The 23,086-nt window shown below is 34.3% G+C and carries 19 protein-coding genes; 2 read left to right on the top strand and 17 right to left on the bottom strand.

Annotated elements, in window-relative coordinates:
* Positions 1-90: 90 nt before the first annotated feature.
* Complete coding sequence (locus CC92_RS0118885) at positions 91-1,809, bottom strand: LamG-like jellyroll fold domain-containing protein (RefSeq protein WP_029501956.1); 1,719 nt, start codon at positions 1,807-1,809, stop codon at positions 91-93.
* Positions 1,810-1,827: 18 nt separating this feature from the next.
* On the bottom strand, positions 1,828-2,076 hold the full coding sequence (locus CC92_RS0118880; protein ID WP_029501957.1) for a hypothetical protein: 249 nt from the start codon (positions 2,074-2,076) through the stop codon (positions 1,828-1,830).
* 171 nt (positions 2,077-2,247) lie between these two features.
* Here CC92_RS0118880 and CC92_RS0118875 point away from each other — a divergent pair, with 171 nt between their 5' ends.
* Together CC92_RS0118875 and CC92_RS0118870 are read left to right on the top strand one after the other, a co-directional pair.
* Positions 2,248-3,150, top strand: coding sequence for a helix-turn-helix domain-containing protein (locus CC92_RS0118875; RefSeq protein ID WP_029501958.1), 903 nt, complete (start codon positions 2,248-2,250; stop codon positions 3,148-3,150).
* A gap of 120 nt (positions 3,151-3,270) precedes the next feature.
* Positions 3,271-4,530 (top strand): glycoside hydrolase family 5 protein, encoded by a 1,260-nt coding sequence (locus tag CC92_RS0118870; protein WP_051650621.1) that lies wholly within the window; start codon positions 3,271-3,273, stop codon positions 4,528-4,530.
* 345 nt (positions 4,531-4,875) lie between these two features.
* Here the strand turns inward: CC92_RS0118870 and CC92_RS0118865 are convergent, their stop codons facing one another.
* The 15 genes from CC92_RS0118865 to CC92_RS0118795 all read right to left on the bottom strand — a co-directional run bounded on the left by CC92_RS0118865 (position 4,876) and on the right by CC92_RS0118795 (position 23,084).
* Positions 4,876-5,277, bottom strand: coding sequence for a GNAT family N-acetyltransferase (locus CC92_RS0118865; protein WP_162175506.1), 402 nt, complete (start codon positions 5,275-5,277; stop codon positions 4,876-4,878).
* An 86-nt stretch (positions 5,278-5,363) separates the two neighbouring features.
* Positions 5,364-5,564: a hypothetical protein gene (locus CC92_RS22725; RefSeq protein ID WP_155998280.1), complete on the bottom strand. Its 201-nt coding sequence runs from the start codon at positions 5,562-5,564 to the stop codon at positions 5,364-5,366.
* A gap of 271 nt (positions 5,565-5,835) precedes the next feature.
* On the bottom strand, positions 5,836-6,429 hold the full coding sequence (locus CC92_RS0118855) for a hypothetical protein (RefSeq protein WP_029501962.1): 594 nt from the start codon (positions 6,427-6,429) through the stop codon (positions 5,836-5,838).
* A 1,183-nt stretch (positions 6,430-7,612) separates the two neighbouring features.
* The gene (locus CC92_RS0118845) at positions 7,613-8,392 is read right to left on the bottom strand and encodes a polysaccharide deacetylase family protein (RefSeq protein WP_029501963.1); all 780 of its coding nucleotides are present in this window, start codon (positions 8,390-8,392) and stop codon (positions 7,613-7,615) included.
* A gap of 368 nt (positions 8,393-8,760) precedes the next feature.
* Entirely contained in the window at positions 8,761-9,120 is a 360-nt protein-coding gene (locus CC92_RS22720) for a hypothetical protein (RefSeq protein WP_029501964.1), read from the bottom strand.
* Positions 9,053-9,190: a DUF5060 domain-containing protein gene (locus CC92_RS23675; protein ID WP_420323179.1), complete on the bottom strand. Its 138-nt coding sequence runs from the start codon at positions 9,188-9,190 to the stop codon at positions 9,053-9,055. The genes CC92_RS22720 and CC92_RS23675 overlap by 68 nt, the downstream gene beginning before the upstream one ends.
* Before the next feature lie 312 nt (positions 9,191-9,502).
* Entirely contained in the window at positions 9,503-12,757 is a 3,255-nt protein-coding gene (locus tag CC92_RS0118835; protein WP_029501965.1) for a hypothetical protein, read from the bottom strand.
* A gap of 24 nt (positions 12,758-12,781) precedes the next feature.
* Positions 12,782-14,902: an MGH1-like glycoside hydrolase domain-containing protein gene (locus tag CC92_RS0118830; protein ID WP_051650622.1), complete on the bottom strand. Its 2,121-nt coding sequence runs from the start codon at positions 14,900-14,902 to the stop codon at positions 12,782-12,784.
* A gap of 104 nt (positions 14,903-15,006) precedes the next feature.
* Positions 15,007-16,707 carry a hypothetical protein gene (locus CC92_RS0118825; protein WP_029501967.1) on the bottom strand — a complete coding sequence of 567 codons (1,701 nt, stop codon included), beginning with the start codon at positions 16,705-16,707 and terminating at the stop codon, positions 15,007-15,009.
* 102 nt (positions 16,708-16,809) lie between these two features.
* Positions 16,810-17,703 (bottom strand): carbohydrate ABC transporter permease, encoded by an 894-nt coding sequence (locus CC92_RS0118820; RefSeq protein ID WP_029501968.1) that lies wholly within the window; start codon positions 17,701-17,703, stop codon positions 16,810-16,812.
* Positions 17,703-18,656, bottom strand: a complete 954-nt coding sequence (locus CC92_RS0118815; RefSeq protein ID WP_242841322.1) for an ABC transporter permease — start codon at positions 18,654-18,656, stop codon at positions 17,703-17,705. The genes CC92_RS0118820 and CC92_RS0118815 overlap by 1 nt, the downstream gene beginning before the upstream one ends.
* A 124-nt stretch (positions 18,657-18,780) precedes the next feature.
* A complete protein-coding gene (locus CC92_RS0118810; protein ID WP_029501970.1) occupies positions 18,781-19,938 on the bottom strand; it encodes a sialidase family protein in 1,158 nt (385 codons plus the stop codon).
* Positions 19,913-20,971, bottom strand: a complete 1,059-nt coding sequence (gene pdxA, locus CC92_RS0118805; protein ID WP_051650946.1) for a 4-hydroxythreonine-4-phosphate dehydrogenase PdxA — start codon at positions 20,969-20,971, stop codon at positions 19,913-19,915. Before pdxA ends, CC92_RS0118810 begins: the two co-directional genes overlap by 26 nt.
* Before the next feature lie 48 nt (positions 20,972-21,019).
* Entirely contained in the window at positions 21,020-21,913 is an 894-nt protein-coding gene (gene dapA, locus CC92_RS0118800; protein ID WP_029501972.1) for a 4-hydroxy-tetrahydrodipicolinate synthase, read from the bottom strand.
* A gap of 13 nt (positions 21,914-21,926) precedes the next feature.
* A complete protein-coding gene (locus CC92_RS0118795; RefSeq protein ID WP_029501973.1) occupies positions 21,927-23,084 on the bottom strand; it encodes an iron-containing alcohol dehydrogenase in 1,158 nt (385 codons plus the stop codon).
* Positions 23,085-23,086 lie beyond the last annotated feature (2 nt).

The following is a 23,086-nucleotide window of genomic DNA, read 5'->3' as shown; positions in this document are numbered from 1 at the left end:
ATTAATCGCCCTTTGTGCTTACCAATATCTTACATAACAAGGACGAAACCTACTATTTAATGCAAGTTTCGTCCTTGTTTTACTTAATCACTAATTTACTTTAACACTATAGCTAATCTCCAACAAACCATATTTTATTGTGATCTTTGCTTTCCCTTTACCAATAGCTTTTATTACACCTTTACTTGATATTGTAACAACCTTCTTATTAGAACTCGAAAAGGTCACTTTACCACTCTTTACTTCTAAGGTTCCCGTCTTTAAGGTATCCGCATCCTTGAGATAAATTTTAGTAATATTCAAAGAAGTACCTCGCTTTAGCTGAAGCAATTTTGAATAATCTTGTTTTGATAGAGTAATACTATCTACTTTTTTGTAATCATTGACTACTTCTGATTCATTTAATGCATAGTTATAAAATCTTAGTTCATCTAAACTACCTTCAAAATAATTCATGCCATCGTATCCAATTAACAATTTGCCTGAAGCATTGCATATTTCAGTACCGAGTTCCTTATATCCATCTACAGTTACCGTTTTTACACCATTGACATAAATAGTAACTCTATTCTCTTTTATAATATACGTATAATGTAACCATGTTGCCTTTACATATTTATCATAAAAATTATAAAAATTTAAATCTGCTATTGTCTGATATTTTGGTTCACTATTTTTCTCTGTATAACTATACCATTCAAAACTAGTATTATATAACTCAAGACTATCGTCACCATTTTGTGCAGAAAGGCTAATCACAAAAGAAGGCATAGTTTCATTTTCTAACATAGCATGATTTTCACGATATAATACTGGCATAGTCTCAGGTTTTGTAGGGCAAGCCCAGAAGGAGACTGTCATTTCCTCTTCCACATTAAAATCATCACTATAAGGAATCTCCATATAATTTCCTTTGCTGATGGTTATTCCTTTGCTATTCTTAGATGATGTATAAGTAGCTTTACCACCATTCATAACCCCAATCCCATCATGATTGTTTCCTGAAGAATCTTTCATATTTCCTTCAAATTCATAATGAGCAATTAGTTTTTTTGATGGATTCACTGCTTCATTATTGGATTTAACTGCTAAATCATATAATTCATTCACTTCCTGATAACTTAAAGATCTGTTATAAAGTCTTAATTCATCCATCATACCTGTAAAAAAGGTTTTTGAATTTTCATAATCATATCCGATGTAAAGCTCACCACTTGATCCGATTAACTTACCACTCATATTCTTTTTTTGTATCAGTTGGTTATTGCGATAGATACGTAATTCTTTACCATCGTACGTTGCAGTTAATAATGTCCATTCTTTTGCATCGATATATACTGCATCATTATAATTATTTTCATTTTCAAAATTCAAATTGCAAATTAATCTTGAATTAAATTCTGAACGAAAGGTATAAGGGTGAGGATAATATGCGACCTCATCCTCATCTGTCGAGGTTTTACATAAATATGCTCCATTTGAGTCATTTCCTGTATCTTCGTTATATACCCAAACAGAAAATGTAAAACTATTTGTAAAGTCAAATAAATCACTATCGTTTACAGAAAGATAGCTTTGACCATCAAAAACGGCTGCTTTTCCATGTATCCCTTTTACATAATTTATTTCTTTTGCTGCTGCTATTGCATTAAAGTCGTTACCTGAATAATCACACAAATCGCCGTCAAACTTGTAATAAGCAACTAAACCTGTTGAATCATTAGCATATACTGAATGTTCCATTGGTAAACCAAATAATGTCACAGCAATCGCAATTACAGTAATTAGAAACGTTTGTTTTTTCATCATAAATCTTCTCCTTTAAATTTATTTGCGACGATATTGCTTGTTAATGTTCCAACGAATATCCCTCCAATTCACATATGTTGTTGGTATTTTCGTCATGCGTTTTAGTGCATCTTGTTCAAGCTTATAACTCTTCATCTTGTTTTCAATAATTTGAAACATATCATAACATTTCTTTTTTGTAATTCCATCCCATTCGTAGGTAAACTGATATTTTATTGGAGCTTTATCAAAATCTATGGATAAGTAAAACCATCCTTTCTTTACCACTTTATTCTCTATTGCAAAAAGTTTCTATTTCTTTTTTGCTCGTTTTTATTCATATATTGCCCCTTTTCTAGTATTGATCTTACATTTCTTGTAAGCTGTCACGAGATATGCTAATATAGGAATAGTTAAGAATATATATTGAGGGATGATTTATTTGAAAGGGCTGACAAAATGTATAGAAAAAATCAAGTTAAGTTAATGGGCGAAGGTCCTTACCCATATCCGATGGATAAATTAGATTCTTATCTTGAGATACTTGGAGAAGAGCACTTTTCAATCTATGTCGTAAAACAAGCATTCCAATTTGAAACAAACTCTCATCACCATGATAGTTATGAATTTTTAATACCCTATACCGCAATGCCTTTTGTTTCTGTAGATGGCATAACTTATTATGTAGACAGTCAGATGATTTTTCCTATTGATTGTAATCAAATACATGGACCAAGCAATTCAATGACTAACATCTTTTTTTCCTGTATTATGATTGAACATTCGTATTTTGAAACTATAGCACATAAAATAGATCCCAAAAATAGTATCCAATTTAAAAATAAAATGATTCCTTTATACCCTGAATTAAAAGAGTTAATCTCAAAATATATAAAAGAAGCAACTAATAAAACAATTGGTTACCGCATTGCATTAGATGCCTTAAGCAATTTAATTACCGTCAGCATTATAAGAAAATATCAGGAAGTCTTGGGTTATTCTAATAGATCGAATTCTATTGAAGAGAGAAAATCTAGCTTTGAAAAATCAATAGATTTTCTTAAAAATTATTACTATACCAATGATTTTACAATCTCTCATGTCTCAAAAATTGCTAATATGAGTGTTTATTATTATACACGCTTATTTAAAAAAAATATGCAACGTTCCCCTTATGATTACCTTATTGACTTAAGAATTCAAAAAGCATGTGAACTTTTAGTAAAATCCCAGTTAAGTATTACTGATATCTGTTTTCAATGTGGATTTTCAAATCATAGTCATTTTTCATCAACGTTCAGAAAACGTATGAATTTGACGCCCTCAAATTATCGCAAAAAATTTACAGCAAAACTTACATAACATTCAATAATATAAAGAATTACAAAAAACATACTTTCAGTATTCCCCAAAGCGTATTGAAAAATTTACATATTTGCAGTATACTTTTATGTTAATACAATGTTGAAAAGGAAGTTAATCATGAAGAACGCAAAGAGTTATCTCCTATTATTTAGTATGGCTTTATCTATGCTAGCAGGATGCCAAAAAAACACCTTAGAAGATGGGAGCAATACCTACGAAGCTAAAAGACCTATACAAATTGATCAACAAGTGACAAACTCCCCTGTTACCGAAGAAAATACAACTTCATGGATAGAGCTGCAGAATCCGATTATAAAACAATTGCCTGAAGAAAAATTGCCAACAGAACAGCCAAAATCAACTATCATAGAATCACCAACTAAAGAAAAAATTGATGTAACTTCTGTTGATGTAACTTCTAATAAAGAAAATGATGAAATAGCTGACTCCACTGAAGAAACTCCAATAACACCTATTGACTACCAAAAAAAACTTAAAAAGGGGATGGATGTGGATTGGTCCAAAACATCGAAAGGAAGAGAAGCTTATAACGAGCAAGCTGTTATAGATTTCAAGTCTAATGGAATCTCACATGTTCGTATTAGAATAAAAGATGAAGCGAACGACGAGTTGTTCCAGTATTTAGATAAGCAAATTGATGATTGCTTAAAAAACGGATTAATACCCGTCATTGCCTACCAAGCAGATGAATTAAAAAATGCTCCTACACAAAAGAATATTGATAAGGTGGTTAAATGGTGGAGAACAATAGCCAAAAGATATAAAAACAAATCCCCTCTCTTATCCTTTGATTTATTGATTGAAGTTTCTGACGCACTCAACAAAGAGCCTGAAATATTAAATGAAATTTATGAGCAATTAGTTACTGATATCAGAAAAACAAACCCTACCAGAATCCTTATTATGTCGCCAAGACTTCGCTCCGATGCTTCTTATCTTTCCGAGCTAAAAGTTCCAACAGAACATAATAACTACATGATGGCTGAATGGCATTTCTACGCATCTGGCCCCTCCAAAACAAATGAGCGTAAGCTCTGGACCACCGGAACAAAAGAAGAACAAGACAAAATTACTGAGAAAATAGACTTAGCGTTGCAGTGGCAAAAAGACACAGGCATACCTACCTGGGTTGGCGCATGGATGGCAGGAAACTATAACGATGCCAATGATTACACCGTTGAGGAGCAAGTAGTTTTTGCCAAGTTTATGACACAAGCTCTCTCAAATGCCAATATACCATTTGCAGTTAATTCTGATACTAAATTTTATGATCGGGAAACGAATCAATGGATTGAAGAAATGCAGCCAGTGTTTAAAAATGCCTTCACTGTAGATACCATTTATAATCAAAAATAAATAATAACAGTTAAGAAAATATGAGATTCAACATTAATACAGGAATAGTAAAATGGTTTAACGCAGAAAAAGGGAACAGAGGCGAACAGGCAATTAACGTAACTAAAATATAATTATCTTTAACAACATAGGAAACCCTAGGAGAGATTCTGAACTAAGCTTAAGGGATGTATGTTGAGATTTTGATTCATCATTATTTGACAAAAAGAAGGCCCTAACCTACAGTTTTATGTAAGTTTGGACCTTCTTTTATATTTAGAAAAGACTCTATTCTAAAATGGACAGGTGCTTTTGGTTATGTGTTAAGAAGAAATGATTTCTATGACTAAAAGTTTGAAACCTTTATCAAATATTTTTTCTCCGATAATTTAGATTTTCATTTAATAAAAATCCTTTATGTTCCCAGAAAGTATTTCCCTCATGATTATTAATAATCGACAATAAATCTATTTCATTAACCTCTTTAGATTTAAATTCTTCTAATACCTTATCAATTAACTTATTCCCAATGCCTTTACTTCTGTAATCACTTCTGACAATGGTATGGTATATATGCCCCCTTCTTCCATCATATCCAGCCAACACTGATCCTATTATTTCAGAATTTTCAATAGCAACAATACATAAATTGGAATTATAATCAATGAATTTAGATATTTTTTCATATGTATCATCCTGAATATTAATTCTTATTTCTTTTGATGAATTCCATAACTCATAAATTTCATAATAATCTTCCTTTTTCATATATCTTATAATCATTTTAATCCTTTCTATGACTTAACAATTTACCATATAAATACATATGCTTGAAAAGTAATTTATTAAATGTGTTACTCAAATTCCATTTTAAATGTCTTTGTTAAAATAAAAAATAAAATACATATTATCCCGCAAATTAAATATATTTTTGAAACGCAAATGAATGTAACAGTTATACCTATTATCCAAGACATGATAGGCGTTATTCCGCTTCCTCCAGCGTTAAATAATGCTCCTGCCCTTGATAAATAATTTTTATCCACACAACTCATAAACTGTACTCTTAAAATAGTATTTATTACACTAATACCTACTCCAAATAGAAAAGATTCAAGCATACAAATTATAACCAGTAAAATACTATTATGATTAAATATATGTGTTAGCGATAAACATATATAACTAACACCAATAAGTTCACCAAACAGAACTATAGACTTATTTGCAAATAGATTTTTAGTTATAAATGGCATTATTTATTAAGTAAATAATACACCCTTAGATGAGAAAATTATGATTTGTACACAGTCATACGTAGCGCCCTTAGTTATTATTATTTTTATATAATATGCTCTTTGGTAAAATGTTAATTAACTCTTCTAGCATATGTTTTGATACAATAATACTATACTTGTTTTTGCTAGTTGAAATAAGCATGCTATATCTGCCATGATTTTTCTCAACTAATGAGATTTCTTCTATATCATTTTTATTAAGAGTAAAATTGATCGTCTTTATTTCATCGTCATTATGAGTTATCTTATTAGCGCTAATATTCATTAATATAAATGCATATAAAATTGTTAACGGTAATACTAAAAGAAGTAGTGTTATATTTCCAAATATAAGTAAAATATTTTTGACAAGGTAAAATACAAAAAATAAACCAATGGCAATTATACTAAATAACCGACTCCATGAATATGCATATATACTTTGTGTTTGGCTTTTTATTCTGAACTTATTTTCTTGCATCAGTAAAAAAATAAGAACACATAATGCAATATTCAAAAAGATTTCTAATAACACTATCAAAACAATATTAAGATTAAATATAGTATTAGCTTTTATTAATGGATAAAAAAACACTACCGAAATAAGACTTAATAAAGTAAATATTGAAATTTTATTATACATCTTAAACAATCTCCAATCTACCGCTGACGGCACATATAATAATTAAAATGGTATGCGTCCTCCACCACTTTGTTAATAAGTTTCCTACAGTCCATAAGTAAGTACTTTAAAAGCTGTAACAGGATACCCCGCTCTTTTTGCTCCTTCTATGTTAATACTTTATCTTTTCTATATCTACTTGATTAATTATACCTCGAAATGACATTAAATTCTCTAATATTAATACTTGCCCTTCTAATATTCCCATCTTTTTCTCCTTAACTTATAGAAATCTTTTAATTCGATGCCTATATCCATAATATTACATTTTGTATATAATTGTAAGTTGGCAAAATAGACAATAAAACATAAAAGGGAAAATTATTATAATATCCATTTTTTCCGAAGCAATTTTTCACATTTATCAATTTTTTACTTCTATTTATGCTATTTTTATTTCTTATTAGTGTAGATATATATGAACTTTTAAGACTATTATCTCTTTTTATGGATTTATAGATTTTACAATTTTGTACAAAATCACTAAAATGATTTCTCTTCAAACCATCTAACGGCAATCAGGATATACCACAGAATAAGAGGTAGAGATTTTTCCCTACCTCTCATTCTGTGATTAATGCAATTTTTCTTATTTCTGTACCTGTCCTCCTTCATAATCATCAAATCACTAGATGACTAAACTGATAAAATACGACTTCGCACCTTTATTCATAAGCTATTTTCGATTGAAGGATGATTTTATGTAACCTGCTAATTCATAACTTTGTCGTTGCTAAACTAATAATTACTATCCTAACCCTGCTCTTAGAAAAACTTTTGCTTCCTTGCTTAACATTTTAAAAATGAACTTTTAATAGTTTCTATGTTTAAAAGGAATGTATGATTGTTTAAGTGTCCCTTTTCTCAATTCAACTGTGATATTCACATTAATTTACTTTATTTTCTTGTTTTATCATTTTTACCCCATTCGTCAATATGCAAAAGTAAAATGAAAAAGTAAAAAATAAATAATAAATAATAATTAATAGTAATAAATAGTATCCCTAGAACTATAAATCTAATTTAAAGCAGACTAGAGAAAAAATATCACTTACTACCTATTCAGCTGATAAGATACCTCTAGTCATAGAGTAAGAGCCAGAGCATCTGCCCTACCTTATCTTGTATAATTAATGCAATTCACTTATTTCTTTATTTGTCTCCCTTCATGATCCATCTCATAATTCTCTGTATAGATCAACTCAGAAATCGGCACAATCTCATACCCTTTATCTTTTAACCCAACAATTAATTCTTCCAACGCATCTGCTGTAAATTTAGCACCATTATGGCAAAGTATGATAGAGCCGTTTCCTAAGTGTTTGTTATCCACAACCTGTTTTACAATATTATCTTTACCGTAATCTTTCCAATCAAGGGAATCCACATCCCACTGAATACAATAATAACCACATTCTTTTGTCGCTTCAATCAAAGTATTATTATAATCACCATAAGGTGGTCGAAAGAGTTTCATATCTTTTCCAGTAAGTGCTTTTACCTTATCATGTGGTGTCATGATTTCCTTTACCGACTGCTCTTTCGTAAGCTTAGACATCTGCTTATGGTTTTCACTATGGTTGCCCAAATCATGACCTGCTGCCGCGATTGCTTTTACATCGTCTGGATATTTTTCAACCCATCCACCAGTCATAAAGAAGGTAACCTTAACATTTTGTTTCTTTAATATTTCTAATATTTTAGCAGTATCTTCATTCCCCCAAGCTGCATCAAAAGATAGAGCCACTTGCTTTTTCTCTGTTTTTACACAATAAATCGGTAACTCTCGTTTCTCTCCTGCTGCCCTCGCTATCATCTTTGGGACAAAATAAATTCCTGCTACTATAACTAACATGATGGATAGTACTACAATTCCGGTTTTGCACCATTTCCCCAGTTTTTCTTTATCAATCTCAAATTGCATGGTAATACCTCAATATAATATGTATTAGTATATTTATATTGAGAAAACAAGTGGTTATGCCTTCCTATATACATTATTTTAATGTCCCCCTGCATAATTTCGCCGGCTTTATGGTGACAAGGATAAAATATGAATTGTATTACCTCAATCTTTAAGTATCCTTGTTAAAGAAGCTATAAAAAGCATCTTGTATGGACTTGTCCACTGCAAGATGCTTTTTATATACACTTCTAATTTTCTTCGAGCCACAATCCTATATAAATTATTCCCATAAAAACAAGATACGTTAGAATAACAAAATTCTCTACTCATCAACTCTCATAATGCGTAACGCTATAAATTCTTTACCTGGCAGAGATACTGTTGGATTATAGTTCTCCGTTTTTACCAACTCCGTTAATTACCCACCATCTATCTACTGGCTCAAGCTCACTCTGTCCACTCTCTTCGACTATTTTTCTCAAAAATGCAATTCTTTTTGGACTTTTTCCTCGTAGCGTACCACCCTTTGCCCACCAAATAATATCCTCTGGATGTGTAAAGGTTTCTCCATGGGTCATGTAAGTTCCCGATGTTATTGCTTGCCAGAACTTATCTACTAATTCTTCTGCAGATAATCTTCCCCAGCGCTGGCTGGGATTCCCTTCATATCCAACTTCATCATAAATAACGGGGTTCTGATAAGCGTCCTGGCATAAAACGAATCCTATAAACTCCATTCCCATCATAGAATCCTTCCACCTCTATATGTTTTTCATTGCTTTGAAAAACAGTATATGGGAAAAACAGCAGTTTCACGCCTAATACAACTGATGAATGAGCCAACCTCCCCTAAAGTTAAAATAGAAATGACAACACAATTAAACATAAGAAAAAGTGTTATCTAATTTGCAGCTACTATTTTAATAGATAGTGAACCTTATGAATTAAAACTCTCAGTTACGACGAATACCTGCAATCAGAACCAGCTATTCATCGTAACTGAGAGTTTTTTTGTTTTACTATAAATGATATTTTCTTTTGGAAGACTGTGTAAGCTTAGCATAAAAATCTTCCAGTATAAATCTGGCGTCAGCATTTTAGTAAACCTTAATTGGCTGATACCTGCCACTATGGCTCTACCTTCACTGTTTTATGCCTCTTATAATCAAAATAACTACCTTCTAGCATTGGTAATAATGTATTCGTTACTCTTATCTCTACCTCATTCTCATGCCGTAACAAAGCAAAAGGGCAAAGCCACTCGTAAGGAGCAAAGGCTTTGACTCCAAGAGAAGTACCATTTACCAGCAATTCAATACAATCAACTGCCTCCTTCGCAAAATCTGGTATCAATTTTATATTCCCGTGATTGAAAAGCTGATCTAATTTAAAATTAGTATAAAAGGAAAATGTTCCACTATACCAAGGAAATCCTTCTATATAAGTATCTCGGTAGGAAGCTTTTTCTGGCATAGCGCAAATCCTTCCTTGTGAAACTCCAAATTCACCTAAGATATACATTGGATCGCGTATTCCGTCCCAATCTTTTGCTATCGTAACTTGGACTTCCATCATATTTTTCCCTCTCTGGATGAAATGTGTAATATCACAAATGCAATTACACCGATCATTTATAAAGGTTGGATAAAACTTCGTATTCTCAATTAACTTGCCATTGATATGAATCTCATACTCTGAACCAATGGTTCTTTCATCCTTCATTAAATATAGCTTACTACTTATATCATCGACCCAAAAATCTGTTTTGTAGTACAATTGGAATGGATATTTTACTTGCAAACGCTTTGGTGTACCAAATCTACCGGTAAATGAGAGTGTATTTCCAGATAACCATTTAAATTCATCACATAACTCGATAAACGTTTTTGGTTCACAGCATCTCCAATTCACCTGATCTATTGATACCAAAAACTGCTCCAAACGATATACATTTTTTCCAACTATCGATATCCTCATCGGATTTGAGGTTTTAAGTAAAACAGTCGTAAGGATTTCAGGTGATTCTACTATTCTACCCGCCATTCTGTCGCTAACCTGCGAATTTGAGCGACAGCACGAATTCAAGTGTGAAAAATCTTGATTTTTCACACTACCTTCTCTTAAATCAAATGTGAGAATCTTAGATTCATACGCTTTTAGAGTAATACGGAATATCTTCTGTTCTTTTCCTTCATATAACCTTATTATGTTCCCTGTTTCAGCATCCATTTGAAAAACCGTCGAAAATGGTACTTTTAACTGAATCTCAACCATACATTTTTTTCGTCCATGATTTCCTATCATGATATAACGGTTTTTCTTATAATCTACTCTTACGGAAGTATAGAGTTCTTTGTCATCCCCTTCTAACACACAAAATTCTGCTTCATTTACAGATGATTGTCTTAACAAATCCAGAAATTGATTATAAAATGCTTCTTGACTGAGGGAACCGTCAGTTGCGAGAAACGATACCTTGCCATTTTTTATTACGTTCCATCTTCCCGAAGAAAATCCCTGCCAATATTCCGTTCGATTTGAATTCTTTGCTCCAAATATTTTGCAATAGGTACTTTCTACTTCTAAATCCTCATCGATTACCTCATAAGGTAGCATACCTGTCGCTATTACGTTACCCCCTTGTGCTATAAACTGCTGTATCTTTGCAGTCGCAAAGCTTTCAATCGATGTGAGTGGTGGTAAAATTAATACTGAGTACTTTGCCCGTCCTATTAAAATTTGACCATCTTCAATTTGAGCTTCCTTCAAAATTTCAGAATCTAAAAAATCAAAACCAACATGAGCAAAAAGCATGGTTTTTGCTAAGTACATCCAGTCATCCAAGAGACTTTTTAGTTCTTTTTGCTCCTCTTTATCAGTTCCGGCGTAAGTAAACCCTTTTCTTGGATTTCCAAGATGCGTCCATAACGAAGTTACAGGATCAAGCAATGCCACATTGCAGACTGCTTCCGTATTACTAACAAAGGCACTTAACCTAGCTGAATAATCAGCTAAAATATGATAATATGGCCAATATGGATTCTGAATAAATTGTGAGGGAGGAGCATCGTGTTTTGTGATACTATCAATGGTATAATAAAACGCATGTGCAGTGAAAAAATTGATTCCCATAGCTGCCATCCAATCAATCATCCACTTCGCATCCTGTATGGTCATAGACCAACCTATGCTATGAAAACTCTCTACCATAGCATAGGTTCGGTTTTTCTGTCTGGCTAAGGAAGCAATTCCAGGTACACAACTTCGATAATTTTTTAAATAGCGATTATATACTTCTTCTAAGGAAATCCCTAATTTTTCATGGCAGGCATCCCCCCCTGGTACATCACTATAGATCTGTGTACTTCTTCTTATGGATGGAAGCTCTGTTACAAACATCCATCCATGTTCCCCACACCAATCTGAAACCTGCTTGTGGTAAGATTCTTGTAATAATTCATGAGCCGATTGATATAACTGATATCTGATTTTTGCAGCATTTGGATAGCTTTTATCATGAAGTGCCGGAAGAACTTCTAAAATATTGTAATTATAATGATTCCTTATATAATCAACTAAGTGTCTTGACCATGGAATTTCTCCTAAAAAGCTTACTTCATCAGAAAAAATCCCCTTGATTCTTGTACCTAATTCTTTCCCTAAGAATTGAAAATAACGCTCATGTGTGGTACGAAGGAAAGTTTTCACTGCCTGCTTATCACATGGATCAAAAAAATTACCATAATATTTATAGTCATCTAAGGTTTCCTGTAGGTAAATCTCTAACCGCCACGTCCCTTCTGGAAGACAGAAATTTATAATCTTTTGGGGCCCATAAGAAAAAAAACGCTTATTTCCATACGCTGTTAACCCTGTTCGCTGATAAATCTCTTGTTCTTGTCTAATACCAATTGAATCAAGAAGATTTATTGTATGACCTCTCATTGGTTGATTCTTTTCATCTAATCTGACTGCTGCAGCATATAGAACTTTTGACCAGCCTAACGTAATTTCCTGTTCCTTTTCTCCTGCAATCATAAAACATTGATATTTTATCTGCGTATGCACAGCATCTGGCTTCTCCAAAAGAACCTCTCCACCGCTCATACCACTTGGATAAGGATATTCATCATAAAGCCATAACTCTAACTCATATTCTTCTGCTTTATTACAAGCATAGCAGATTCTTTCAAACCACCTCTGACCTAAGTATGGTATTTTCTGACCTTGCCGCGGACAAATAAAAGCACCCGCTAAACCTTGTTCCTTCATTTGCCGTAATTGATCCTCGATTTCCTCGCAAGTCAGCTCACCATTCCAGAACCAAAAAGGTTTCATTCTATATTGGTTTGATGGGCGAACCCATTCAGATATAAAATCCATATACCCTCCCTCCTTATACACTTTTTACATTTCCGAATAATTAATTTCACCCTTAGCTAATTCCGCAGCACAAAAAACTACTTTTTTATCCAACGTAACTTTGTAATATTCCGATTTCTGATATTCAACGCATAACTCATGTCCGTTTAACTGAACCTGACTAAGAGAAAAGAATTGCAATCCGATATCGATAGGATCTATCTTTATCCCATTCTCTGTTGGTTCGATTCCTGCCACATGTCTGATAATTAAATCAATATAGTAAGAATGCAAATAGTCGACTTCATCACTAAGCATCTCCCCTGTCACACTGTCATAGTGCTCTACAAGATATGGTTCTTCCAAGTTGTGATTCCGATAGTGTTCCAAGGAGTATTCCTTAAGATATTTTGCAAACTCCTTATCATATTTATGATCTTGCAATTTACTCTGTTTTGCAATCGCATCTAATGCGATGCACGTTGTATACGGCCAGGATGGTCCATCCCACATACATCCATTTCTGCCTTTAAAAAAGTCACCTTTCCAACTTCCCTGCGGCATAAATACGGGACAGTCTTTCGAGACAGATGCAAAAGCAGATCCTACAGCAAAACTATCCTCTGAGAAATAATAATCCAAAAGTTTTAGATGCGAATCATTCGTTATTTCTGCCCACATCGGATAAATCCCTACTACATTTTTTACAAGTGCCATTTCTTCCGTTTCATAATGAAGGTCATAAAAGAAATTACTTTCTTTATCCCACATTTTACTTAACACTTCTCTTTTTATGTTCTCTTCAAGCTGATAAAACTCCGCCGCATCCGAATCTTTTATTTCGTCACATAACTTTGCAGTTCCGAGTGCATTTAAATACAGATAGATTGCTAAATCAACCCGTTTTAAATAAGTATAACTTCCTTCCTCTTTGGCATTATCCGGATAGTCATTAAAATACCAATAAGAAGGTTGATATTCCTTTCCTGTTCTTCGATGATTATAGCAAATCGGAAGGTTATCCATGTTATTTTTAGACTTCTCCCACACGCTGCGTACATTTTTCTTAAAACCAGGGAGAATTTTTTTCATAAAATCAATGTCCTGATGAATTAAATAATATTGATAGATCGCCCATTCTGAATAATTACCATAAGCAACTCCAAAACGATCCAACATCATTGTACAAAATATCCCATCTTTATCTGCACAATCTAGCAAAGAAAGAATGGCTTCTTCGCATTCTTTTTTATGATTTCTCCATTTACAATCCGTAATATGTAACGGAGTCGACAATGGGATTAATTGCGTAAATTCATGACCTTTTGACTGATATAATTCTTTTGATGTTTTATGAGAACGTCCCTCATAAAAAGTTCCGTGCTTAAAATTTCCACAAGAAGGTTCCGCATAATTATGCCGCAACAAGAACCAACGATACCACCATGTTTTATTCAATAGGGCATCGTCAGAAGAAAATACTGGTACCTCGGAAAACCATGAATCATATTCGGACTTTTGCTTTTCTACATAGGAATTTTCATCCCGATTATCCCTAATATAGTTCTTTACTTCCAGGTTTTTGTCTTTGAAACAATCAGTTTCACTTTCTCCGATTGCAGCTATTATCGTGAACTCTATGCTGGAATTTGCAGGTAAATTTACATAACCATCCCTATGAATCCCATTGTCAGAGCATACGGTACCGATTAACTTTAACTTATGGTTCTCACAGTCTCTGTAAATATTGATGCAGCCATCTTCTCTTTCCCAGCTCCAAGCCTCTGAGATCGAAAACTTAATTTTTTTCTCGAAGGATGTCTTATTCGTCCATCTCTGACAAGACACTGCATAATCCTTCCAAGTAATAAATTTTTGTTCTTCAAACTCTATCCTTGAACTCTCATATTTTATAAACAAATGACTGGGATACCAGACTGCCTCAAGAGGTTCCAATACATTCGATATTCCTTCACATTCCGTTGTAAAGATGCCAGGCAAGTTCATCTTGTGAATAAAATCAATCCTTCCAGAAAATCCAGGCACCGGGTCAAGGTAGTCAGCAAATAACCTGGCTCCCGTAGCTCCTAATAAAAGTTTTCCGGGAAGGGTTCTTAGGGTACGATTTTTATGTTGTAAATATTGATCTATATGTTCACGCTTCATATCGATTGCATCTCCTATTCAAGACAGATAATAATCACTTATTTTGATAATAATAGTACGATAAGGGGCTGTGATAGCAGCCCCTTATGAATCATAGCAATCCTTTACTTATTTTGTGTCCCACTGTACCATTCATTCGCTTCTTTGGTTAATTGTGTACCACCATTCTTGTACCACTTCTCAATGGTAGCATCCCAAGTCGAATCAATATCAACATCACCACGAATTGCTTTTACAATATATTCAAGTGGATAAGCATAGATTAAATCCGGATTCTCAGTTGCTGCTTTTAAGGATACCTTTACCGCATCCGTAACCGTATTTAACTTAGAGAAAGTTGGAAGGTCGATTTCATAACGTTGATCCATTCTCGCTCCACCGATAATTGAAAGGAAGTCTGCATTTGCGTTATACATTGCCCATAAGCATTGTCCATTACCGATTGCCTGTCCCTGTGCATTATAGTTTTCTTTTTCACTATAATTATCAATCCACTGTCTTCGTGTTTTATCCTCATTCCATTCCCATATATAGCCTTCTGGTCCATAATGGTTGACAACGATATCCGAATTGGTTGATTGCTGCTCTAAGATGTTCATAATCTTGTACATTTTTTCACGATCTTCTTCTAACTGAAGACCAAAACATACATAACCGGAAATATTGCTGCCTGCATAATATCCTGAATTCTCACCCGCAGGTCCTACAATCTGATCAATCAGAATGTAATATGGGTCAATCATATCGCTACTAAAATCTGTAACATTCTTCTTACCATAAAGTGCTTCCTCATTTCCCTCATTGGAAGCAAAGAAATTCTGCCAGCTTTCATTCGAAGCTACCCATTTTGCATTTACATGTGCATCATTATCCCACTGATAATCATCATAGGCAAAACCATCTACAAAACCAGTGATACCATTCGCAAATTTATATGCAATGTCTGTTCCTGAAGTACGGCTCTCATCTGTTACAAATTCTGGATCGATTAAGCCCTTTTCATACCAACTGTTTAAAAGTTTTAAAGCGTCTTTACATTCCTCTGTTACAAAACCAAACACTGCCTCATTGTCTTGTACCGTCCAGCAAAAAGGATTGATGCCATAGGCCCCAAAAATGGAGGAAAAGTATCTCTTTCCATTCTCTTTGTCTGATCCTGAGGTAAGTGCATAAGTATCATTGATTCCATTTCCATCTGGATCATTATAGGTAAATGCTGTGAATACTTCTTCCAGTTCTTCTAATGTGGATGGTACTTTATCAAATCCACAAGCTTTCAACCAATCAGCTCTAATTACTGCTGCCTGAGCAATACCACTTGCTGCTTTTATTTTTGTTATTCCATAATTTTTTCCATCAATCATGGAATAGGTGAAGAAGTTTTCATCTTGTTCTTTACACATTTCATAATAGGATGGCATATTCTCTTTAATTTCATCTTCTGTAAGACTAGCCAAGATGCCAAGATTTTGATAAGTTCCAACTTCTTCAATTGTACTTAAAAACATGACATCCGGAATCTGTCCTCCTGCCAGTAAGGTACTTAATTCATCTGCATTTTCAGCACGTACAATTTCTACATCCACTCCAAATAATTCTTCAAAAGCCTTTTCTCCCCAGGAATCATCTTCATAAGGTGGATACTGATTATACCACACTATCGTCATGGGTTCTTCCACGGATGGAGTTGTCCCATCGGAAGAATTATCCGTACCATTCTTCTTGGAGCATGCTGAGAAAGTCAATACAAGCAATACACTACATAGTAACAATGCAACCCATTTTCTTTCATTTGTTTTTTTCATAAACTACCTCCTATGCATTAATATATACTGATTAAAGTACAAGTACTTTGAATCCATCCTGAAACTTTAATTTTCGAATACTACAAAGTAATGTTAATCAAATTATTCTTTTACCGCACCAAGTGTCATCCCTTCCACAAAGAATCTCTTAACAAATGGATAAATAATCAATACTGGAAGCACCGTTACCATAATACCTGCTGCTTGAATTGAGTTTTCTGTTGGAAGATTTGCTTTACCGGTTGTCATCCCTGTTAGCAATAAGTTGCTCTGCTCAATAACAAGACGACGAATCTGTACTAATACAACTTGCTTTTTCATGGTAGTAAAATATAATTGAGAATCAAACCACGAGTTCCAGTGAGTAAAGAATACCCAGGTTCCTACGGCGATTAAAGAAGGAATGCTTAGAGGTACGATTACTTTTCCAAAAATCTGAACCTCACTTGCACCATCTATCCTAGCCGCCTCTTCTAAGCTTTTTGGTATCGTCGAAAAGAAACTCCTTAATATAATCATATAATACGTATTAAACAATGGTAGTAAAACTAAAAGCCAAATATTATCAAGTAACCCCAATTCTTTAATCATAAGGTAGGTAGGAATCAATCCACCCTGAATAAACATATTAACCATAAAAAACATCGTAAAACCTTTACGTCCTGGCAAGTTAGACTTTGATAAAGCGTACGCAGCCAGCGCCATAAAAAAGATAGATGCACTGGTTCCTACTACTGTTCGAAATATTGTGATTAAGTAACCAGATTGAATATATGGTGATGAAAATATATTTTTGTAGGCAGTTAGCGTAAAGCCTGCCGGCGTTAACATAAATGGATTGTCACTCGAAGATATTCCCCCATAAGTGGACAATGACAGCATGAACAAATACCAAACTGGATAAATAATGGAAATTGCAAAGCATAGTAGTAAAAAGCCTATCACATAATCTGCAAATGTGTATTTTTTCTTTTTCTTCTTTGATTTTCTCTGCATTACACTACCCCCTCCTGACCGGCACGCTTCACTATTTTATTCACTGTAAATACCAGTAACAAGCCAATCACATTCTGAAATAGATTCACTGCGGATGAGTAACTATACTGCATACTATTAATACCAAGTCGATACACATAGGTATCTAATATATCTGCGACATCCATAACTGCTGAATTATATAAGTTAAAAATCTGATTAAAGTTACCACTTAACAATCCACCTAGTTTTAATATTAATACGGTACAAATAGTTCCAGACAAGCACGGTATGGTAATACGAAATAGTTTCGACCATCTTCCCGCCCCATCAATTGATGCAGCTTCATATAATTCTGGAGAAATACCTGATATTGCAGCAATAAAAATCAAAGCATTCCAACCAGCAGATTCCCAAATGTCGGATAAAACAACCCAAACGATAAACCATTTTTCTTCTGCTAAAAAGTAGATTGGTTCTCCTCCGAGCATAACAATAATTTGATTTACAACACCTGTATTCGGTGAAAGCATTACTGTCATGATTGATGCAATGATAACCCAGGAAAAGAAATGAGTTAACATAGAAAAACTTTGAACTGCGCCCTTAAACAACTTATTCTTTACTTCCGAAAGTAACAACGCCAGTATTAAACCACTTGGTGTTACAAATATTAATTTTAGAGCACTGATAAAGATTGTATTTTTAAAGGCTCTAGCAAAATTAGCATCACTAAATATCTTACGGAAATTATCAAGACCAACCCATGCGCTGCCCCATACACCTTCTACAATGTTATAATCTTTGAATGCAATACTAATTCCGTAAATAGGGAGATAGGCAAACAAAATATACCAAATTACTGCTGGTAGCAAAAACAAATACATCCATCGATAATGATATAATTGCTTCCCTATCAATTGAAATTTGCTCTTTTTTTGTACAAGATTCATCTGATTTGGATCTTTTTTCAATTTAGTCCTCACGCTACTCACATTCCCTTCTCATATTTTTCTCTCGAATGTTTTTATTTCATGGCAATTCAGTCATCAATAAATCTTCTAAATAAATTGGAGGCTGCTTAAAAAAATAACTATTTTAAAATTGATATTTCATGCCTTCATCTAAAGCCTTCTCTCCTCTGATCCAAGCTTCATCAATGCGTATGTACTTCATGCATTTACGATTCCCCCACGTATAAGCTACGTGAATTTTTCCATCCCCACTTTGCATCATCACTGGATATTCATACCTTTGATTATTCACACTATTTAATCGTCCACAAAATCCTTCTGCACTTTCTATTATTCTGCGATAGTCCCAAGACTCACCATTGTTATCAGAAATTGCAACCGTAATTGGGGACCTCTGTCTTGGCCATTTTGTTACATCACGATTTTCACTAAAACTGCAAGCATTATAGACTATTGCTACTGCTCCACTTTGTAAAGCAATTGCAGAGATACTTGCATTATTATTGGGAAGTTCCGTCTTCACTGGTATCGTCCAATGCTCGCCATAATCATTGGAGGTGGACTTATAAATAAAATCTGCACCACGGCTTCGAAATAAGGCAAGTAACTCCCCGTTTTCTCTCTCAATAATATTGCAATGCACTAAGCTTCTACTTTCAGGTACTTCTACACTTTTCCAGGTCTTACCTTGATCATCCGAAATCTGGATAACCGTGATATCGCTTCCATTCTTAGTATCATCATCAAAACAAATCCAGGTCCCAAACACCAGACGTCCATTCGATAGAATCTGAATTTTCTGTCTGCAAAAAGATCCTGCATCCGAAAACATTGTTACTGTATTTCCCCATGTATATCCATTGTCTACTGACTTTCTGCATCGAATCTCTGAGGTATATTGCAAATTACAATGTGCAGGTAACTCCTTCGTTTTTGAAAGCATTGCAGTATACATAACCCATAGTTCTCCATTGGGGTGCAAGAATAGAGAAGGATTTTGTTCTGCTCTAGCTGCATCATCCGATATAAGTATTGGCTGTGTCCATTGACTTTCTCCGGCAGGTAACCTTGACAGGTAGATACTGACATCTGCATATCCTTCTCCTTTTGAACCAGCAAACCAGCAGCACAGTAAATCCTTATTTGGCAATTCTAAAAGATCTGCAGCATGACAAGTCTGATATGGATTAGGTAGTAAGGATTCTACTGTATCAAGTCTATTGTTATGGTATAAGTAACCATCTACCTCCATCCTATTAAGTTCTATATACTCTCTCGCCATATCCTTTTCTCCTTTCCTTAGATCGTTTTTGTTCTCTGTTATTAGCAAAACAGATAGCATAATCGATTGCATTTTGTAAACTCAATTCATTGGCTGTTCCACGACCAGCCTGATCAAATGCTGTTCCATGGTCTACAGAAGTTCGAATTATTGGTAATCCTAACGTTATATTCACACCTGCAACCGCATCCCACTGTTGTTTTTTAGAATCATATACAAAGCCAACAACTTTTAAAGGAATGTGCCCTTGATCATGATACATAGCAACTACAATATCATACATTCCACCTCTTGCTTTAGAAAATACAGTATCGGGCGGTATCGGTCCTTCTGCAAAAATACCCGCTTTTACAGCTGCATCAATGGCAGGTGAAATTTCTTCTACTTCTTCATTCCCAAAGAGACCACTTTCGCCAGAATGTGGATTTAAACCAGCTACAGCAATTCTTGGTTCCTCTATTCCTAGATTGATACATGCATCATGAGCAATTTGAATCACTTCTAATATTCGGTCTTTTTTTACCAGATCACACGCCTCTCTTAAAGAAACGTGGGTAGAAACATGTACTACTCTTAAATTTTCATGAACCAACATCATCGTATATTTTTTTGTATTCGTATAGTTTGCATAAATTTCGGTATGACCAGAAAAATGGTGACCAGCTAGATTTATAGCTGCTTTATTGATAGGATTTGTAACGGTTGCATCGATTTCATTCCTCATGGCCAGTTCAATTGTCTTTTTCACATATTGGAATGCAGCTTCACCTGCTTCCTTTGAAACTTCACCAAGCTTTAATTCCTCAGCCTTTATTAGCCCCATATCTAAAACATCAATTGTTCCATAAGTAAATGTTGCTTGTTTGACACTTTTGATTGCATGTATCTTTAGCTCTGATTTATTAAGAAAACTCAAGACATTTTTCAAAACAGATGCATCTCCGATTATAATTGGCTTACATCGTTTATAAATCAGTTGACTACATAGTGCTTTTACTGAAATTTCTGGGCCAATCCCAGCTGGATCTCCCAATGTAATCCCTATAATTGGTCTATTGTCACTCATTTGTTATCTCCTATATTATTTCATTCCAAGTTTTTCATTTGCAGTTAAAACACATTTTATTGCTTCTATTCCTTCTTCTGAAATATGATAAAAAGGACTCCTGCAATTTCCTACTGGATAGCCTAACATAGCAACTGCTGTTTTTACAATTGTGTTTGGATTTCCAAATCGAAAACAATTACGGAAACTACGAATTCTATCCTGTGCCGCTCTAGCCTGTTCTAAATCGCCTTTCCTAAAAGCTTCATAGATATTAACCATATTCTCTGGATAAACATTCGCACAGCCTGCAATTCCTCCACTACCACCAGCAAGTAAATTCCAAAGAATTAGAGAATCGTTTCCAGATAGTACTGTAAAATTCATATCCTTTGTTGCCTCTATATACTGTAACATCTGATCAAAATTCCCACTGCTGTCTTTTACTCCAACGATATTATGGATAGCAGCAAGACGTTCAACCGTTGATGTCGCCAATGCATTTCCAGTTCTAGCGGGAATGTTATACAACACGATCGGAAGCTGAACCGCTTCTGCGATAGCTTTGTAATGTTCATATAATTCTTCCTGGGAAGCCTGTGCAAAGGATGGAGTAATAACTGAAAGTACATCACATCCCATCTTTTCCGCTTTGCGTGCTAAACGGATGGTATCCCTTGTTGTAATGCATCCAACTCCGGCATACACAGGCACTCTTTTTGCGGTTTCTTCTACAACCGTTTCTAGCACCTTTTCCTTCTCATCCTCATTTAATGCATACCCCTCACCATTGGTTCCTATTGCAAAGATTCCATGAACCCCAGCATTTATCAAACGATTTACCTGATTTCTGAGTTCATTTAAGTTAATACTTTCGTCCGTATTCATTGGTGTTACTATTGGTGGGATGATTCCTTTTATCTCGAACATAACTACATTCCTCCTAAATTACTTGTAAATACAACTCTCTTGCAGCTTCCCTTGTAACTTCTCTTTTATTATTCATCAACAACCTTTCTACCTCCATTCCTGCTTGTACTAAGGTATCTAAATCACTTTCTTTAATACCATAAGAACGAAGTGAGGTTTCAATTGATAATTTATGAAGGATTTCCTCCAACCGTTTTAATAGCTTCTCTGCTTTTTCATCCTTTGATAATAGCTGAACTTCCGGTGAATGAACAAAATCATACACTGTCGCAAACTCCTCTAGGCAATAAGGCTTATTATATTTTAATACTGGTAACAGCATAATTGCATTCGCAATTCCATGAGGAATATGATACTTTCCTCCCAACGGATACGAAAGAGCATGTACCGCTGTGGTACCAGAAGCAGATATTGCTACTCCGGCATAAAAAGATGCCAATAACATGTTACCTTTTTCTTTTATTGCATTAACGTCCTCACATGCCTTTTCAATATTAGAAAATATTAGTTTAAGAGCCTCTAAAGCAAATAGGTCACTAAATGAATTTGCTTTATTCGAAGTATAACATTCAATTGCGTGTGCGAGAGCATCAACTCCAGTGGATGCTGCAATTTTTTTTGGTAGATTTCGTATCATACGACCATCCAATAGAACAAAATCTGCAATCATATCGGTATGAACAATTCCTACCTTCAATTCTTTTTCTGGTATGGCTACAATACAATTTGGAGTTGCCTCTGAACCTGTTCCTGCTGTCGTTGGTATCATGATAGTTTTTATTGTCTTTTTACACAAATGCGGACTTTTTAGAAGATCTCTTACTTTTAGTGCCCCATTTCCAGTAACAGAAGCCAGTTTTGCAATATCCATTACACTGCCACCACCGATAGCAATAATAATATCCGCTTTCATAGTAATAAATCTATCTATGATTTTCTGCGCTTGATCGCAAGTTGGTTCGGATGGCAATTCATTTAATATCTCTAAACTTACACCGCCCTGTGTCAAATAACGGATTGGTTCTTCTAAGATACCTGCCTTTTCAATGCCTTTATCCGTAAATATAACTGCCCGATTGTATTTCCCCTGGACTATACTTACCAAAGATTCTAATGCATTCTCACCATGATAGACTACACCAGGCATTCTTAGTTCATAATTTGAATTCATTC

This window comes from Lachnoclostridium phytofermentans (assembly GCF_000733755.1).
Classification (GTDB): Bacteria; Bacillota; Clostridia; order Lachnospirales; family Lachnospiraceae; genus Lachnoclostridium; species Lachnoclostridium phytofermentans_A.
Note: the sequence above shows the minus strand (reverse complement) of the source record. Positions and strands in the feature narration are given on the sequence as shown.

Coding starts and splice junctions, on each gene's coding strand:
- CC92_RS0118830 (WP_051650622.1), bottom strand. CDS start 14,902: ATGAAGCGTGAACATATAGATCAATATTTACAACATAAAAATCGTACC.
- CC92_RS0118875 (WP_029501958.1), top strand. CDS start 2,248: ATGTATAGAAAAAATCAAGTTAAGTTAATGGGCGAAGGTCCTTACCCA.
- CC92_RS0118820 (WP_029501968.1), bottom strand. CDS start 17,703: ATGCAGAGAAAATCAAAGAAGAAAAAGAAAAAATACACATTTGCAGAT.
- CC92_RS22720 (WP_029501964.1), bottom strand. CDS start 9,120: ATGATGGGAATGGAGTTTATAGGATTCGTTTTATGCCAGGACGCTTAT.
- CC92_RS0118870 (WP_051650621.1), top strand. CDS start 3,271: ATGAAGAACGCAAAGAGTTATCTCCTATTATTTAGTATGGCTTTATCT.
- CC92_RS0118855 (WP_029501962.1), bottom strand. CDS start 6,429: ATGTATAATAAAATTTCAATATTTACTTTATTAAGTCTTATTTCGGTA.
- CC92_RS0118810 (WP_029501970.1), bottom strand. CDS start 19,938: ATGGCGAGAGAGTATATAGAACTTAATAGGATGGAGGTAGATGGTTAC.
- dapA (WP_029501972.1), bottom strand. CDS start 21,913: ATGTTCGAGATAAAAGGAATCATCCCACCAATAGTAACACCAATGAAT.
- CC92_RS0118795 (WP_029501973.1), bottom strand. CDS start 23,084: ATGAATTCAAATTATGAACTAAGAATGCCTGGTGTAGTCTATCATGGT.
- CC92_RS0118825 (WP_029501967.1), bottom strand. CDS start 16,707: ATGAAAAAAACAAATGAAAGAAAATGGGTTGCATTGTTACTATGTAGT.
- CC92_RS0118835 (WP_029501965.1), bottom strand. CDS start 12,757: ATGGATTTTATATCTGAATGGGTTCGCCCATCAAACCAATATAGAATG.
- CC92_RS0118885 (WP_029501956.1), bottom strand. CDS start 1,809: ATGATGAAAAAACAAACGTTTCTAATTACTGTAATTGCGATTGCTGTG.
- CC92_RS0118865 (WP_162175506.1), bottom strand. CDS start 5,277: ATGAAAAAGGAAGATTATTATGAAATTTATGAGTTATGGAATTCATCA.
- CC92_RS0118845 (WP_029501963.1), bottom strand. CDS start 8,392: ATGCAATTTGAGATTGATAAAGAAAAACTGGGGAAATGGTGCAAAACC.
- CC92_RS22725 (WP_155998280.1), bottom strand. CDS start 5,564: ATGAGTTGTGTGGATAAAAATTATTTATCAAGGGCAGGAGCATTATTT.